Consider the following 14,986-nt stretch of genomic DNA (forward strand, 5'->3'; position numbering starts at 1 on the left):
CGTCAGCGGTCCGCCCGGGCCGCCGTCGCGGCGACCACGGCGGCGACCGCGGCAGCACCGTCCCCACCCAGCAGGATGGTGTAGTGGTTGACGTCGGCCACCTCGTACGCGGCAATCCCGGGCAGCCGGGTCTCCCACCGGGCCAGCTCTTCGGGGGAGTAGAGGGGATCGGCGTCCAACAGCCCGCGAGGGGCGGTGAGAAGCGGCGTCCCGGCAGGGAGGGCCGCAAGGGCCGCCGCGATGGCGCCCGTGCCGAACAGGTCCGCCGAGTCCACCGCCATCGCCTCATGGCTGGCGCTGGAGTGCAGCCGCGGTGCCGCACCGACCAGATCGTAGTCCACATAGGCCTCGATGTCCGCGTTCCAGGCACGGGACAGGGCGGGATGGACCTTCCACAGCTGCCGGTACGCTGCGCGGTCGGCAAACTCCATCGTCAGCCGCTGCGCTGCCGGGCCCAACGTGTCCTCGACGCTGAGCCCGGGTGGCAGCACGAGCGGCAGTCCGCCGTCGACGAGGACGGTTGCGTCGGTCCGGTCCGGATGACGGAGTCCGAAGACCAGGGCTGCAAATGCGCCCATGGAATGCCCGACGACGGTGGCGGAGCGCACGCCCACGTGGTCCAGCACCGCGGCGAGGTCGGCCGCGTGGACGTCCATGCCGTACGGCCCGCCGAGGTCGCGGCTGCCCCCGCGCCCGCGCAGGTCCGGTGCGACGACGTGGAATCCCGGCAGGGCCCGGGCGACGGCGGCCCATGCGAGGTGGTTGGCGGTAATGCCGTGGATGGCGAGCACGGCGGGGGAGCCGGGATCGCCCCATTCGCCCACGGCCAGCGATCCGGGCACCTTCGACAGCCGGTAGCTCATGGCGCAGACTGCCTGGAGCCGTGGATTCTCGCTGCCATGGTGCACCTTTCGCGCGTCGGGACCGCTTTCCCCAATCTGCCCTAAAGTGGGGCATATCACAAGCACCCGCCAGCAGCGTGAAAAGAGGTCCCACCGTGCCACTCTTTGACGGCATCACCGCCACCACCGTCCACACCCGCCGCCTGGCCACGAACGTGCTCACCCGCACGGGGCAGCGCACGGACGGCCCCGTCGTCGTCTTCATCCACGGCAACGTCTCATCGTCATTGTTCTGGCAGCCCCTCATGCTCGCCCTGCCGGAGGACACCGCCGCCTACGCCGTGGACCTGCGCGGATTCGGCGGCAGCGAGGCGGCTCCCGTTGACGCGACCCGCGGCGTGCGCGACTTCAGCGACGACGTCCACGCCGCGGTGCGCGAACTCGACCTCGACCGCGTGCACCTCGTGGGCTGGAGCATGGGCGGCGGCGTCGCGCTGCAGTACGCCCTTGACCACCCCGTCGCCAGCATTACGCTGCAGGCGCCCGTCTCCCCCTACGGCTTCGGCGGGACCCGCCTGGACGGCACCCGGCTGACCGGGGACGACGCCGGCACCGGGGGCGGCGCGGCCAACCCGGACTTTGTGGCCGCGATCGCCGCCGGCGACACCAGCCGGGACAACCCCCTCGGGCCGTGGGCCGTGTACAAGAGCTCCTACGTGTCGGCCGGTTTCACCTCCGCGGATGAGGACACCTGGGTTGAATCGATGCTCACCACCGCAACGGGGGTCGGGAACTATCCCGGGGACTCCGTGCCCTCCGCGAACTGGCCGGGCTTCGGCGCAGGCACCCGCGGGGTGTTGAACACCCTGGCGCCGGGCCACTTTGACGTCTCGGGGATTGCGGCGCTCGCCGCCAAGCCGCCCATCCTGTGGATTCGCGGGGACGCGGACGCCATCGTCTCCGATGCGTCCGCCTTCGACGTGAACTTCCTGGGCCAGGCCGGCGTCATCCCCGGCTGGCCGGGCGAGGCTGTTGCACCGGCCCAGCGGATGCTGGCCCAGACGCGGGCAGTGCTCGACCGCTATGCGGCCGGCGGCGGGAGCTATGCAGAGGAGGTCTTCGCCGGCGCAGGACACGCGCCTTCGCTCGAGCAGCCGGAACGCTTTGCGGCCCTGCTCGCCGAACACGTCCGCAGCGCGGCCTGACGGCCGGCTCCCGGCGGTGCGGATCAGGCGGTGGGGTTCAGGCGGTGGGCGGGGTCCCGGCGTCGAGCTTTCCGGAGTAGGTGAACAGGATCGCGGCAGACACGTCGGCGGCGGGAGTGTCGGGGCTGAACAGCAGCCATTCCAGCCCGCCCATGAGCGTGGCCCCGAAGATGCCGGCGGCCATCAGCGGCAGCGATCCCCGGGGGGTGCCGGCCGGAACCAGGGGGGCGAGCCCCGCCTCGAACTCCGAGAGCGCCTCGCGGCGCAGCACGGCCATCGATACCTGCCAGGGGCGGTCCGTGCGGAAAATTTCCGCCGCCATCAACTTGGCCAGCGCCCTGTTGCCGGCAATCAGGGCCAGCATCGCGGCAACCATTGCCTCGATGCCGGCGAACCCGGGGGCGGACAGGCGTGCATTGCGGAGCGCGCTGGACAGGGAACTGACACCGGCCGTCAGCAGTTCCTCGAAGAGCCTGTCCTTGGAGGAGAAGTTGTAGTAGACGCTGCCCTTGGCGACGCCGGCGCGTTCGGACACCTCGTCCATGGTGGTGCCCGAGATCCCATGCAGGGCGCCCAGTTCCAGTGCCGCGGCCAGGATGGCCTCCTTGGTGGCTGAAATGCGGGGCATACGGGGTCCTTTGGGGCGGGTCGGTGCTGTGGGGCGGGGCGGGCTGTCCACCAGCGCGAGTCTATTGCACCCGCCGCCAGCGCTCCACATCGCTTTGCGCCCCACGCCGGACGGACACCCGCGGGAGCTTAATTTGGACGCATTTGAGAGAATTGTCTGGTGACTGTTACAGACATCCCCGCCAGCGACACCAAGCTGGACCTCCCGCCCCTCAGACTTGGCAACATCACCGTGGACACGCCGGTGGTGCTGGCCCCCATGGCAGGAATCACCAACACCGCGTTCCGGCGCCTGTGCCGCGAGCACGGCGGCGGCGTGTTTGTCTCCGAAATGGTCACCTCGCGCGCCCTCGTGGAGCGCACCCCGGAATCGATGCGCCTCATCAGCCACGACGAGGACGAGAAAATCCGCTCCGTCCAGCTGTACGGCGTCGATCCCGAAACGGTGGGCAGGGCCGTGCGCATGCTGGTCGAGGAAGACCACGCCGACCACATCGACCTGAACTTCGGCTGCCCGGTTGCCAAGGTCACACGCCGCGGCGGGGGAGCGGCGCTGCCCTGGAAGCTGGACCTTTTCACCGCGATCGTCCAGACGGCGGTCCGCGAGGCGTCCAAGGGCGGGCTGCCGCTGACCATCAAGATGCGCAAGGGCATCGACGACGACCACCTGACGTACCTCGAGGCCGGCCGCATCGCCCGCGACGCCGGGGTGGCCGCCGTTGCGCTGCACGGGCGCACCGCCAGCCAGTTCTACTCCGGCCATGCCGACTGGGACGCCATCGCCCGGCTCCGCGAGGCCCTCCCGGACGTCCCGGTCCTGGGCAACGGCGACATCTGGAGCGCGGAGGACGCCATCGCCATGGTGCGCCAAACCGGCGTCGACGGCGTGGTGGTGGGCCGCGGCTGCCAGGGGCGGCCCTGGCTGTTCGGGGACCTCATGGCCGCCTTCGAGGGCAGCGACAAGCGGCACAAGCCCGGCCTTGCCGAGGTTTCCGCCGCCGTCTACCGTCACGCCGAGCTGCTGGTGGACACGTTCGACGACGAAAACAAGGCCCTGCGCGACATCCGCAAGCACATGGCCTGGTACTTCAAGGGCTATGTGGTTGGCGGGGAACTGCGCGCCCAGCTCGCCGCCGTCCCCACCCTGGAGGTCCTGCGCGGGCTGCTGGACCAGCTCGACATGGACTCCCCATACCCGGGCGCCGACGCCGAAGGCCCCCGCGGACGCGCCGGCACGCCCAAGCGCACCGCACTGCCCGACGGCTGGCTGAAGGACCGCACGCTGAGCGGCCTGCAGCAAACCGACCTGGCCGGCGCCGAGCTCGACGTCTCCGGCGGCTGACCAGCGGTCTCAGCGGGTGGTCGAGACTGACACCCGGCCGCGGCCCGGTGGATGGGCTGGTCGAAGCATGGCAACCCCAGCAGGCCGCGGCCATTCGGAGTGGCAACGTCGTAGCCTGGCAACAGCCGGCCCGTGTTACGGCGGGATTTGCATTTTCGGCACCGTTTCACCGGGGGTTCGGAACAGTCACTTCGTTCGGTCGGGGGTTAGCTCCCAAAAGGGCGTTGTAACCCCCGATCCAACGGCTAACCCCCGATCCAACGGCTAACCCCCGATTCAACGGCTAACCCCCGGTCCATCGTCGCTGCTGCCCCGGTCCATCGTCGCTGCTGCCCCGGTCCATCGTCGCTGCTGCCCCGGTCCATCGTCGCTGCTGCCACGTCCATCGTCGCTGCGTCGAGCCCGGTGCCGCGGCGGCATTTAACTGAGGTCAGCAACGGACTCCGCGTAGCTGTGCGCATCGGCCGCCCGGGCCGGGGCAATGGCCCTAAACTAAGGGATATGTCTACCGCCGCGCAGCCAGAATATTCGCCCAGTGACGTGCAGCGCTGGGTCCGGGAAGCCCACAAGAGCAGTTTCCGCACCGTCTTTGAACGGGACCGCGCCCGCGTCCTGCATTCCTCGGCCCTGCGCCGGCTCGGCGCCAAGACCCAGGTGGTGGCCCCCGACACCGACGACTTTGTCCGCACCCGCCTCACGCACAGCCTCGAGGTGGCGCAGATCGGGCGCGAGCTGGGGCGCACGCTCGGCTGCGACCCGGACGTGGTGGACACCGCCTGCCTCTCCCACGACCTGGGCCACCCGCCCTTCGGCCACAACGGCGAGTCCGTCCTCAACGACCTCTCCCACGATATTGGCGGCTTCGAGGGCAACGCACAGACCCTTCGCCTGCTGACCCGCCTGGAATCGAAGGTCATGACGCCCGACGGCGGCTCGGCCGGCCTGAACCTGACCCGCGCCTCCCTGGACGCCGCCTCCAAGTACCCGTGGCTGGCCGCCGACGCGCCGCTGGTGGACGGGCGGCGGACCAGCAAGTTTGGCGCCTACACCGACGACCTCCCCGTCTTTGAATGGCTGCGCCGCGACGCACCGGCCGGCAAGACGTGCATCGAGGCGCAGGTGATGGACCTCGCGGACGACATCTCCTACTCGGTCCATGACGTGGAGGACGCCATCGTGGCCGGCCACGTGCAGCTCAAGTGGCTCGCCAACCAGGACCAGCGCAACCGCGTCCTGGGCTACACGCAGCAGTGGTACCTGCCCGGCGTGGACACGGCGGAAATCGACGCCGCCCTGTCCCGGCTCGAGGCCACGGACGTGTGGGTGCGCCACGCGGACGGCAGCCGCGCATCCATGGCGGCGCTGAAGGACATGACAAGCCAGCTGATCGGCCGCTTCTGCCAGAGCGCGGTCGCCGCCACCCAGGCCATCTACGGTACGGGCCGGCTCACGCGCTACGCGGCGGACGTCGTCGTGCCCCGGGAAACCACCGTGGAGATCGCCGTCATGAAGGGCCTGGCCACCACCTTCGTCATGACCACCGACCACCGCCAGCCCATTTACCAGCGCCAGCAGGACATCCTCAGCGAGCTGGTGGCCGTGCTCAACGCCACCGGCGACGCGCACCTGGAGACCATGTTCGCTGCGGACTGGCGGGAGGCGGACGACGACGACGCCCGGCTCCGGGTGGTCATCGACCAGATCGCCTCCCTCACCGATGTGTCGGCCCTTGCGCTCCACGAGCGTCTCGTGGGGATGGAGCGGACGCTGATGTAGGGACTGCGGTGCCGGGACCGCGAGCCGCGCTGGAGGTCGGGACGGCCTCGGCCAGGGGCACATTGGCGCTGGTCGTCGCGTCAGCCACCACCGGGAGGTCCTGACCGGATTCAGCGCCACAGTAGTGGTATCGGCCCGGTGAAACGCCCGGATTTGCCGTCGCCACGACACCGCCGGGTGGCATCCCGCCGACGGGGACCTGTCCTGCACCGGCAGTTGAACGGCAGGCGGAGAGAAATCCCGCCGCACCAATGGCCAGGACAAGGGCCGCTGGTCGCCTACCGATGACTTTGGGCTCCGCCCGGGCCACCAAGGCCGTCAGCGCGACTCCCAGCGGAACCAGCGGATGCCGATGCCCGCGCACACCACGGTCCAGGCGACGCAGGCCAGCAGGGCCCAGCCATCCTGGGCGCTCCAGCCTGCCTCGATGAGGATGTCGGCAAACAGGGTCATGAGGGCGCCGACGGGCGTCCATTGCGCGATGGTCTTGAGGGTGTCGCCGAGCAGCCCGGTGCCGCCCACCAGGCCCAGCAGGACCATGACGATGAAGACCAGACGGCTGACGGCCACCTGGATGCCCATCCGGCTGCCCATGATGGCCCAGGTGGGCAGGGGGGCGGCATGCAGCCGCTGCAGGACGCCGGTGTCGCGGTCGTTGGCGACGGCAAGGGTGAAGCCGAGCATGCTGGAGGTGAGCAGCCCGATCACCAGCGCCAGGCCGATGGTGAGGGTGGTGCCGCCCAGCCGGGACTGGGACTTGCCAAAGGTGGTGGCCACCACGATCACCCCGGGAAGCAGAACGCTCAGGGTTGTCGAAACCCTGCTGCGCAGGAGCACCGTAGCGTCTGCCCGGAGGAGGCTGCGCAGCGACAGGCCGGACGGCGTGGAGAGCGCCACGAGCAAGCCGTGGTCGATGATCGCCACCCGGTCGCACACCGCGTGCGCCTCCTCCATGGAATGGTTCGTGGATGGAGGCGATGAGCAGGGCCAGCCGCTGCTGCTGCCCGCCGGACAGCTGCTTGAACCGCCGGCCCAGCTCCTCGCCGAGGCCTGTCGCCTCCAGCCGGGTCCGGAGCTGGTCCCGGCCGAACCGCAGGCCGTGGAGCCTGGCATACAGCCTGGTGATTTGTTCTATGCCCAGTTCGGCCTGGAAGCTTGAGGACTGCAATTGCACCCCCAGGCGGGCCTTGACTTCCAGCGGCTGTTCCATGGCGTCGATCCCGTCCACCAGCAGGCGTCCGGACTTGGCCGGACCAGGCCCTCGATGGCGCTGAGCGTGCTGGTCTTTCCCGCACCGTTGGGGCCCAGCAGGCCGAAGATCTCTCCGGGGCGGATGTCAAAACTGACACCGGCGACGGCGGTTCGGGCCCCGTAGGCAACCTTCAGTTTGTCCACCACCAGGATGGGCGGCGGAGCCGGTTCTTCCACATCTGCTACCAGGCCACAACCTCACCGGACGGTGGCGCCACGTGCCGTGGCGCCACCGTCAACTTTAGGAGTGCCGTCTGTTAGCTGCCTCTGGGCACGCGGTGCGGAAATTGAGACGCGGGAGCCCACCGGGGGTGGACTCCCGCGGACCGGACTTGGCAGGGTGTGCCTAATTCCCCACGACCACCGTGCCGACCATGCCCATGTAGTCATGGAATGCGCAGAGGTACGTGAACGTGCCCGCCATGGTGAAGGTGACCTTGAACGTGGACCCCGGAAGCATCAGCCCCGAGTTCAGGTCGCCTCCCGCAAAGGTGCCCGGGTCGCCCACCGGTACAAGGAAGTTCGCCGGTTCCGCCCCAAAGGTGACCGTGTGCGGCGCGGCCATGCCGTTGTTGATGAACGTGACGGTCTCCCCTACACGCACCTTCACCGTGGGCTGAATGAACCGCATGACCATCGCAGTGCCGTCATCGGCACCCGTGTACACGTGATGCGCGTCCGCGAGCCGGGCGGTCGCATGCCAGAGTTTGACCCCATCCCAAAGGATCGCCAGCGACTGCAGGGTAGCCAGCTGGTCGTACTGCCGTTGCGTGAACGGGTACGGTGTCCCCGCCCTGGCGACATGAACGGTGCCCTTCATCATTGCGCCGTGGACCAGGCAGTAGTAGGTGAAGGTGCCCGCCGTCGGGAACTTCAGGTGGTAGCTGGTTGCCGCTGGAAAGCCACTGTTGGTGACGTTCGTCATGACACCGGAGTTGTAGTACGAATGCCCGTCGTAGCTGTCCCCGCCCTGCTTGAACAGTTGGGCCGGGTCCGCCGGATTGAATGGCTGCGTCGAGGCCAGCGACTGGCCTGCGGCCAGGAAGGTGACGGTGTGGATTTCCGCCGACCTCGCCGTCCAGGCAACGGTGTCACCGGCATCGACATAGATGTTGCTGGGAAGAAAAGCCATGCCCTGGATGGCCTGGTTCCGGGATTCCTGGCCCACCTGGACCGACCACGTTTGCGGCGCATGGTTTTGGGCCTGCCGCCCTTGCGTGGTGGGTGCCTGATCCTGGCTTTGGGCGCTCGCGGGGCCGGAAAGCGCCAGCGGGAGGGCCAGTGCCAGAAGTGCGGCAATGATCAACGATGGTTTGTGCAGAACTTGATGAGTTTGACGATTACGTCTCACCGGACGTTCCCTTCTCGAACAATGCGGCGGTCCGGTTGGAGTGCCGCGACGAGTGGGGCCTTCCCCCCAAGGGGCCGCTCTTCCAATGCTGGCGGCATCCCGGAACGCTGTTGCACGGGACGTGCTGTGCCATATTGGTTTGTGGTGCACGGAAGCTTCTGAGCTTGACGTCCGCGCACTCCCGCCCCACGGCGTGCCGGTGGGCGGTGAATCCAATCCACGGCGCATGGGCGGGCGCCTGACCGACGGTGCCGGGGCCGATGCGCACTTTTATGCTCCACCCGTCCGGCGCGTTTGTCGAGTTCGTCTTTTGGGCGGGCAGCCCCTTGAAGTCCGCAAGCTGCCAGGCAGGTTTCTGTGCCGATTCCCTTCAGCGCTCGACCGGGTCCGCCCAGCCGGGACGCGGGATCAGGCAGAACGGGTGGCCGGCCGGGTCGGCGAAGACCAGCGACCCGGGGCCGCCCAGCCGCCTGGCTCCCAGGGCGAGGACACGCGCCGGGGCGTCGTCGACGTCGTCGACCATCACATCCAGGTGCATTTGCTGCGGGTAGGCGGGGTCCGGCCAGCGCGGCGCTGTCAGGTCCGGGGCGCACTGGAAGGCGAGGCCCGGGCTGTGGTCGTTGGCCGCAACCACCACGAAGTCAGGCGAACGGAACGTGACCGGCTGACCCAGCAACGCGGAATAGAACCCGGCCAGGGCGTCCGGGCTGGGGCAGTCGATCACAAGATGGTGCAGTCGCCCGATCATGTGGCGAGGCTACCACCGCCGGCGGCGGAACTACATGGCCGCGGTGTAGCTCCCCATGGCTGCGGTAAAACCGGCAAGCTGCTCCGGACTGGCCAGGGAAAACGCGATCCCGACGGCTGCCGTCATCGCGGCGGCCAGGCCCACTGTGGCGGCGCACACGGCGGCGATGAGCTTGGAGTCGTCGTTGAGGCGCCCGGGCCTCTCCAGGGCGGGGTCGATCAGGTTCGGGGCGCTGTCTGTGGTTCCGTCGGCGAGCGTGGCCACCACCTGGCCGCGGCCGCGGTCCACACGCATCGAGTAAATGGCGCCGCCGTGGCGCGCCAGCAGGATGTCCGCACCGACACTGTTTCGCGCGGACGCGAACATGCCGTGGCGGCTGGCCTGAAGGACGTTGTGGCGCACTGCCTGAAACAATTGGGGGCTCCCTTGGGGACATGGTGGTGGATGTTTTCCGGGTCCGCCTGGACCCGAAGTCCGCGCCATTGAGGGCACTCCAATTCTATCGACGCGAACCGGCCCGCACGGCCCGCAGGGCGGTGATTCCAGACACCAGGGGGTGCGTTCGGGCTCACACCGGGAGGATCTCCACAGGACCGGGCCGCCCGCGTCCGGGGGATGTGAATCTCACGTAAACTGGCCGGGTGGCTGGGTTGATCAAGCGGGAAGACATTGACGAGGTGCGCACACGCACCGACCTCAAGGAGGTTGTCGACGCCTACGTCACGCTGAAGTCGGCCGGAATCGGCTCGTTCAAGGGCCTGTGCCCCTTTCATGACGAACGCAGCCCGTCGTTCCACGTCCGCCCGCAGATGGGCTACTTCCACTGCTTTGGCTGCCAGGAGAGCGGCGACGTCATCTCCTTCATCCAAAAAATGGACCACATCCCGTTTTCCGAGGCCGTGGAAAAGCTGGCCGGGCGCATCGGCTACGAACTCCATTACGAGGACGGCGGCACCGGCCCGCGGCGCGAGGAGATCGGGCGCCGGCAGCGGCTCCTGGACGCCCACAAGATCGCCGGGGAGTTCTTCCGGGCGCAGCTCCTGACTCCCGCCGCGGCGGCCGGCCGGGCGTTCCTGGCGGAGCGAGGCTTTGAACGCAGCGCCGCGGACCACTTCGGCGTCGGATTCGCCCCGCAGGGCTGGGACTCCCTGCTCAAGCACCTTTCGGGCAAGGGCTTCACCCAGGAGGAGCTCAAGCTCACCGGCATGTTCTCCGAGGGCCAACGGGGCATCTACGACCGCTTCCGCGGCCGCCTCATCTGGCCCATCCGCGACATCGCCGGGGACACCGTGGGCTTTGGCGCCCGCAAGCTGTTCGACGACGACCAGGGCCCCAAATACCTCAACACCCCCGAAACCCAGCTTTACAAGAAGTCGCAGGTGCTCTACGGGATTGACCTGGCCAAGCGCAACATCGCCTCCAAGCGCCAGCTGGTGGTGGTGGAGGGCTACACGGACGTCATGGCCTGCCACCTGGCCGGCGTGGACACTGCCGTGGCCACCTGCGGCACCGCCTTTGGCGCCGACCACATCAAGGTGGCGCGCCGGCTGCTTTCCGACGACGGCACCGGCGGCGAGGTGGTGTTCACCTTTGACGGCGACGCGGCCGGCCAGAAGGCTGCCCTGAAGGCCTTCGACGAGGACCAGCGCTTCACGGCCCAGACCTTCGTGGCCGTGGAACCCACCGGCGCGGACCCTTGCGAGTTGCGCCAGCGCCGCGGCGACGAGGCCGTCCACTCCCTGATCCGATCCCGCCGCCCGCTGTTTGAATTCGCCATCCGGTCCACGCTGGCCAAGTACGACCTCAGCACCGTGGAGGGCCGCGTCAATGGCCTGCGCGCCTCCGCCCCCGTGGTGGCCGCCATCCGCGACGGCTCCACCCGGATGGGCTACAGCCAGGAGCTGGCCGGCTGGCTGGGCATCGCGGACCCCAACGAGGTCCTGCGCGCCGTCAAGGGTGCCGAAAAGCGCGCCCATGCAGCCGCGGCCCAACACGGTCCGGCCTCGGGTGCCCGGCAGCATGGGGCCCAGGCGGCGCCGTCCCGTGCCCCGTACGACGCCGGCCCGGCCGCCCCCCGAAGGTCCTCCGGCAATGGCGCGCCCCCCCGGGGGGCCCGTCCGCAAGGGGGCCACCCGCAAGGCGGGCGGGAATCGGGAGGGGGTGGCGGCGTCGTGCTGGCCGAGCAGCCAGCCCGGGAGGGCATTCCCCTGCCGGACCCCCGCGACCCCCAGGGGCGCATGGAGCGGGAGGCGCTCGAGGTGGTGCTCCAGCACCCCGGGCTGCTCACGGCCGGCAACTGGCAGCACTTTGCCGCCACTGAATTCCAGGTTGCCGCGTACAGGGCAATCCACGCCGGGATTGCCGCCGCGGGGGAGACACCCGCGGCGTCCTCCCAGTGGCTGGAGGCCGTGCGGGCCAACGTGCCCGAGGAACTGGGGAACCTCGTCGCCGGGCTGGCCATGAGCCCGCTTCCCACAAAGGCCGATGAGTCACTTGAACGGTATTGCCGGGCGATGCTGCGCAGGCTCTTCGAAGGGCAGATCACCCGGCTGAAGCAGGAGCGGCTCGGAGCCCTCCAGCGCATGGACCCGGCGGTGGATCCGGAAGGCTACCAGCTGCTCCAGCGCGAGCTCATGGAGCTGGAAATGGCGCGGCGGGCGCTGCGCGGCGACTGACCCGGACAGCTCGGGACAGCCGATTTCGCAACCGGGCCAGCCTTTGTTATTGTTGTTCCTGCGCGATCCTCTGTAGCTCAATTGGCAGAGCATTCGACTGTTAATCGAAGGGTTACTGGTTCAAGTCCAGTCAGAGGAGCCAATCCCGTTCAGGGATTTCCGGAAGCCAATCCGGACACGCGCGCAGCAGGAAAAAACCAGGACGCGCGTTTCGTTCGTGCAATGCGCTGCAGCACCGCGCTTACCCGGAACTTCCTGCTTCCTTCCTCCGTAGCTCAATTGGCAGAGCATTCGACTGTTAATCGAAGGGTTACTGGTTCAAGTCCAGTCGGAGGAGCCAACAACAAAACCCCGCATTCGGGCAGAGTGCGGGGTTTTGGCATTGAGGGGCCTGCGCCGCCCAGACCGCCGGTCGAATTGTGCAGACGCCGTTGAAGCGAATTTCAACAGTGGCGGGCGGTGGCGGTTTTTGCCAAGCGAAGGGTGAATGGCCAGGGGGATTCGGCGTCTGGCTGCTGCGGCGGTGCTGATCTCCGCTCTCATCCACCTCGAGCAGTGGATAGTGGTTTTCCGGAACACGGCGGTGGTGGGGCCGGCCCTGCTGGTGAACTTTGGTGGCGGACTCGACGATGAACTGCAGCTGGTCGTGGCGCCCTTCTTCGTGGGCGACTCCGGCGCCCCTCGGCTGCTGGGCGAGGCCGCCTTCCCCTGGAACCCGGGGCGCCACGCCGGCCTGGTCCAGGCGCGGCCAATCAGCGACGCAGTATTGCTGCGGTACGCACTTTCGGACCGTTTCGAGGCGCAGGGCCCTAAAGGCTCGGGACCATGCGCGGGCGGACTATGAACCACAGGGCGGCCATGGCCAACAGGATGGAACAGCCCATGATGATGGCCATCGGGGTGGCCGTCCGCACGCCCACCAGGCCCACCACGGGCGTGATCAGGCCCGCAAAGCCAAAGGTGGCGGCACCCAGCAGCGAGGCTGCGGTGCCGGCCTGGCGGCCGTTGCGGGCCAGGCCGAGCACCTGCACCGACGGGAACATGAAACCGGTGGCGGCAATGAAGAACCATAGCGGCACAATCACACCCCACAGCCCAAAATGCAGCTGGTCAAACAGCACCATTGCGCCTGCGGCGGCCACCTGGGCCACCGTGGCCCAGGCGATGACCCACTGCGGCCCCGTGCGGCGCATGAGGCGCGCAGCGGTCTGCACGCCGGCCACCACGCCCAGCGAGTTGGCCGCAAAGAGGAAGCCGTACTGCTGAGGGCTGAAGCCGTACGTGGTCTGGAAAAGAAACGTCGACGCCGAGAGGTAGGTGAACAAGGCGGCAAAGTTCAGCCCGCCCACAAACAGGGCGCCCACGAATATCCGGTCGCTGAACACCGCCTTGTAGCGGTCGACGGCACGCACGCCGTCGGACTGGCGCAGTTCCCGGGGCCGGGTTTCAATGATGAACATGAACGCCGCCACCACCACCAGGGCGCCGTAGCCGGCCAGGAACCAGAAGATGCCGGGCCAGTCCATGATGCCCAGCAGCTGGGAGCCGATCACGGGGGCAAAAATAGGGGCCATGCCGTTGACAAGGGACATGTAGGACAGCATGCGGACCAGCCGGTAGCCGCCAAAGAGGTCGCGGATCATGGCCATGGCCACCACTCCGCCGCCCGCTGCGCCAATGCCCTGCAGCACGCGGAAGACCCCCAGCATGGTGATGTCCGTTGACATGGCCGCACCCACTGACGCCGCCACGTGCACGGTGGTGGCCAGGACCAGCGGCATCTTGCGGCCGAACTTGTCGCTGAACGGGCCCACCATCAGCTGGCCGGCGGCAAAGCCGATGGTCGTGGCCGTCAGGGTCAGCTGCACGGCGGCGGCGCTGACGTGCAGTTCGCTGCCGATGACCGGGAAGGCCGGCAGGTACAGGTCAATCGTAAAGGGGCCCAGGGCGGTGAGCAGGCCCAGCACCAGGACGTAGATAAGTTTTTGCCGACGGGACAGGCTGTCGCCGGGGTGTGTCATGGGGGTCAAGAACGTAAATCCTAGCTGGCTGGAAGAAACGGGGAAGGAAAGGTGCCGGGCCTGCCGGGGCACAACAGGAATGGCGACCGCGTGCCAATGTTATGCGCATATTGTGCGGCTCTTGAGAGCCTCGCCCGGCAAATGTTTCCAAGGCGAAAAATAACGCCGCACAAAGGGGCGAACGCCGGCGGGAGCGCGGCTATTCCACGATCCGTCGAATCATTGGCGGCGATGGATGGTAATTTTGTGTTTACGGCAGCGCCGCGGCATTGGGGCGCAAAAGATTCCGCGGACCGTGCAAACCGGTGCGGAACCAAAATATTGGAGGCGGTTCCATGGCAGCGGCGCAGCAGGCAGTGCACGACGGCTCGACCCTGGTGGAAGCAGTCAAAACCACCGCCCGGCTCGTTCCCCGCCAGGTCACGGACGAACTTGAACTGGCCAAGCTCGAACTGGGCCACAAAAAGGCCCGGGTGGGCGGGATCGCCACCTTTGGCGTGCTGGCCCTGGTCTTCCTGGCCCTGCTGGTCATCGCCCTGGTGGTTGCCGCCATTGCCGGCCTTGCCACCGTCCTTCCGCTCTGGCTCTCGGCCCTTGCCATCAGTGCGGCCCTGCTTGTGCTGGTTGGCATTGCTGGCCTGGTCGCCTACCGGAAATTCAAGGCCCTGCTGCCCCTGTTGCCCGAAAACGCGTGGCGCGGGATCCGGCACGACCTCGGGATTGCCAGGGAGGGCCGCCACTTTGACGCCTCCACGCTGGACCCCGAGAAGCGGGACAAGGCCGAAAGGAAGGCCAGGAAGGCGGAGTCGGATGCCGCCAGGGAGAAGGCCAAGGCTGAAAAGGCGGCCAAGGCCGCCGCGCAGGGCCCCAAGGCCAGCCAGGCCGAACTGATCGAACGTACGGCCGCACGCCGGGAGCACCTGCTCGCACTGCGCCAGGAGCTACTGGAACAGGCCGACATCAAGAAGCAGGCAGCCCATTACGTGGGCGTGGCCAAGGACAGGGTGGGCGAATCGGCACGGTCGGTCGCGAAGGGGGCCCTCTCACACGGACTGGAAACTGCCAAAACGCGATGGAAACCACTCGCCGTGTTCGCCGTGTCTGCTGCCGCCTGCGTCGTGTTCCTGCGAAGGTTGTTCAAGAAGTAA

General features: G+C 68.2%; 15 protein-coding genes and 2 tRNA genes. 9 read left to right on the forward strand and 8 right to left on the reverse strand.

What is annotated here, in order from left to right:
• Positions 1 to 2: 2 nt before the first annotated feature.
• Complete coding sequence (locus G6034_RS07215; protein ID WP_176634427.1) at positions 3 to 863, reverse strand: alpha/beta fold hydrolase; 861 nt, start codon at positions 861 to 863, stop codon at positions 3 to 5.
• A gap of 134 nt (positions 864 to 997) precedes the next feature.
• Between G6034_RS07215 and G6034_RS07220 the strand changes: the two genes are divergently transcribed.
• The gene (locus G6034_RS07220) at positions 998 to 2,047 is read left to right on the forward strand and encodes an alpha/beta fold hydrolase (protein ID WP_176634428.1); all 1,050 of its coding nucleotides are present in this window, start codon (positions 998 to 1,000) and stop codon (positions 2,045 to 2,047) included.
• Positions 2,048 to 2,084: 37 nt separating this feature from the next.
• Here the strand turns inward: G6034_RS07220 and G6034_RS07225 are convergent, their stop codons facing one another.
• Positions 2,085 to 2,675 (reverse strand): TetR/AcrR family transcriptional regulator, encoded by a 591-nt coding sequence (locus tag G6034_RS07225; protein WP_176634429.1) that lies wholly within the window; start codon positions 2,673 to 2,675, stop codon positions 2,085 to 2,087.
• 159 nt (positions 2,676 to 2,834) lie between these two features.
• On the opposite strand from G6034_RS07225, the gene dusB reads away from it, so the two are divergent.
• Together dusB and G6034_RS07235 are read left to right on the forward strand one after the other, a co-directional pair.
• Positions 2,835 to 4,016, forward strand: a complete 1,182-nt coding sequence (gene dusB, locus G6034_RS07230) for a tRNA dihydrouridine synthase DusB (protein ID WP_343037973.1) — start codon at positions 2,835 to 2,837, stop codon at positions 4,014 to 4,016.
• Between the two features lie 501 nt (positions 4,017 to 4,517).
• Positions 4,518 to 5,792, forward strand: coding sequence for a deoxyguanosinetriphosphate triphosphohydrolase (locus G6034_RS07235; RefSeq protein ID WP_176634430.1), 1,275 nt, complete (start codon positions 4,518 to 4,520; stop codon positions 5,790 to 5,792).
• Positions 5,793 to 6,110: 318 nt separating this feature from the next.
• On the opposite strand, the gene G6034_RS07240 is transcribed toward G6034_RS07235, so the two are convergent.
• Positions 6,111 to 6,746 (reverse strand): hypothetical protein, encoded by a 636-nt coding sequence (locus G6034_RS07240; protein WP_176634431.1) that lies wholly within the window; start codon positions 6,744 to 6,746, stop codon positions 6,111 to 6,113.
• A gap of 10 nt (positions 6,747 to 6,756) precedes the next feature.
• Here G6034_RS07240 and G6034_RS07245 point away from each other — a divergent pair, with 10 nt between their 5' ends.
• Entirely contained in the window at positions 6,757 to 6,951 is a 195-nt protein-coding gene (locus G6034_RS07245) for a hypothetical protein (protein WP_176634432.1), read from the forward strand.
• Here the strand turns inward: G6034_RS07245 and G6034_RS20445 are convergent.
• The 4 genes from G6034_RS20445 to G6034_RS07265 all read right to left on the reverse strand — a co-directional run bounded on the left by G6034_RS20445 (position 6,924) and on the right by G6034_RS07265 (position 9,556).
• Complete coding sequence (locus G6034_RS20445) at positions 6,924 to 7,220, reverse strand: ATP-binding cassette domain-containing protein (protein ID WP_176634433.1); 297 nt, start codon at positions 7,218 to 7,220, stop codon at positions 6,924 to 6,926. The genes G6034_RS07245 and G6034_RS20445 overlap by 28 nt on opposite strands.
• 169 nt (positions 7,221 to 7,389) lie before the next feature.
• Entirely contained in the window at positions 7,390 to 8,349 is a 960-nt protein-coding gene (locus G6034_RS07255; RefSeq protein ID WP_246295396.1) for a plastocyanin/azurin family copper-binding protein, read from the reverse strand.
• Between the two features lie 415 nt (positions 8,350 to 8,764).
• Positions 8,765 to 9,142: a VOC family protein gene (locus G6034_RS07260; protein WP_176634435.1), complete on the reverse strand. Its 378-nt coding sequence runs from the start codon at positions 9,140 to 9,142 to the stop codon at positions 8,765 to 8,767.
• Positions 9,143 to 9,172: 30 nt separating this feature from the next.
• Positions 9,173 to 9,556, reverse strand: a complete 384-nt coding sequence (locus G6034_RS07265; protein WP_176634358.1) for a hypothetical protein — start codon at positions 9,554 to 9,556, stop codon at positions 9,173 to 9,175.
• A 227-nt stretch (positions 9,557 to 9,783) separates the two neighbouring features.
• Here G6034_RS07265 and dnaG point away from each other — a divergent pair, with 227 nt between their 5' ends.
• From dnaG to G6034_RS07285, 4 genes are all read left to right on the forward strand, one after another.
• Positions 9,784 to 11,817 (forward strand): DNA primase, encoded by a 2,034-nt coding sequence (gene dnaG / locus G6034_RS07270; RefSeq protein ID WP_176634436.1) that lies wholly within the window; start codon positions 9,784 to 9,786, stop codon positions 11,815 to 11,817.
• Between the two features lie 66 nt (positions 11,818 to 11,883).
• Positions 11,884 to 11,959 (forward strand) — tRNA-Asn (locus G6034_RS07275).
• Positions 11,960 to 12,081: 122 nt separating this feature from the next.
• A tRNA-Asn gene (locus G6034_RS07280) sits at positions 12,082 to 12,157 on the forward strand.
• A gap of 147 nt (positions 12,158 to 12,304) precedes the next feature.
• Positions 12,305 to 12,661, forward strand: coding sequence for a hypothetical protein (locus G6034_RS07285; protein WP_176634437.1), 357 nt, complete (start codon positions 12,305 to 12,307; stop codon positions 12,659 to 12,661).
• On the opposite strand, the gene G6034_RS07290 is transcribed toward G6034_RS07285, so the two are convergent.
• Positions 12,627 to 13,838: a multidrug effflux MFS transporter gene (locus G6034_RS07290; protein ID WP_176634477.1), complete on the reverse strand. Its 1,212-nt coding sequence runs from the start codon at positions 13,836 to 13,838 to the stop codon at positions 12,627 to 12,629. The two genes, G6034_RS07285 and G6034_RS07290, sit on opposite strands and share 35 nt — an antisense overlap.
• 335 nt (positions 13,839 to 14,173) lie before the next feature.
• Between G6034_RS07290 and G6034_RS07295 the strand changes: the two genes are divergently transcribed.
• Complete coding sequence (locus G6034_RS07295) at positions 14,174 to 14,986, forward strand: phage holin family protein (RefSeq protein ID WP_176634438.1); 813 nt, start codon at positions 14,174 to 14,176, stop codon at positions 14,984 to 14,986.

It is taken from the genome of Arthrobacter wenxiniae, assembly GCF_013376105.1.
GTDB lineage: Bacteria > Actinomycetota > Actinomycetes > Actinomycetales > Micrococcaceae > Specibacter > Specibacter wenxiniae.

Excerpts from the sequence above, each read along its gene's own strand:
- G6034_RS07215 (WP_176634427.1), bottom strand. The coding sequence starts at position 863 with ATGAGCTACCGGCTGTCGAAGGTGCCCGGATCGCTGGCCGTGGGCGAA.
- G6034_RS07225 (WP_176634429.1), bottom strand. The coding sequence starts at position 2,675 with ATGCCCCGCATTTCAGCCACCAAGGAGGCCATCCTGGCCGCGGCACTG.
- G6034_RS07235 (WP_176634430.1), top strand. The coding sequence starts at position 4,518 with ATGTCTACCGCCGCGCAGCCAGAATATTCGCCCAGTGACGTGCAGCGC.
- G6034_RS07240 (WP_176634431.1), bottom strand. The coding sequence starts at position 6,746 with ATGGAGGAGGCGCACGCGGTGTGCGACCGGGTGGCGATCATCGACCAC.
- G6034_RS07260 (WP_176634435.1), bottom strand. The coding sequence starts at position 9,142 with ATGATCGGGCGACTGCACCATCTTGTGATCGACTGCCCCAGCCCGGAC.
- G6034_RS07285 (WP_176634437.1), top strand. The coding sequence starts at position 12,305 with ATGGCCAGGGGGATTCGGCGTCTGGCTGCTGCGGCGGTGCTGATCTCC.
- G6034_RS07290 (WP_176634477.1), bottom strand. The coding sequence starts at position 13,838 with ATGACACACCCCGGCGACAGCCTGTCCCGTCGGCAAAAACTTATCTAC.
- G6034_RS07295 (WP_176634438.1), top strand. The coding sequence starts at position 14,174 with ATGGCAGCGGCGCAGCAGGCAGTGCACGACGGCTCGACCCTGGTGGAA.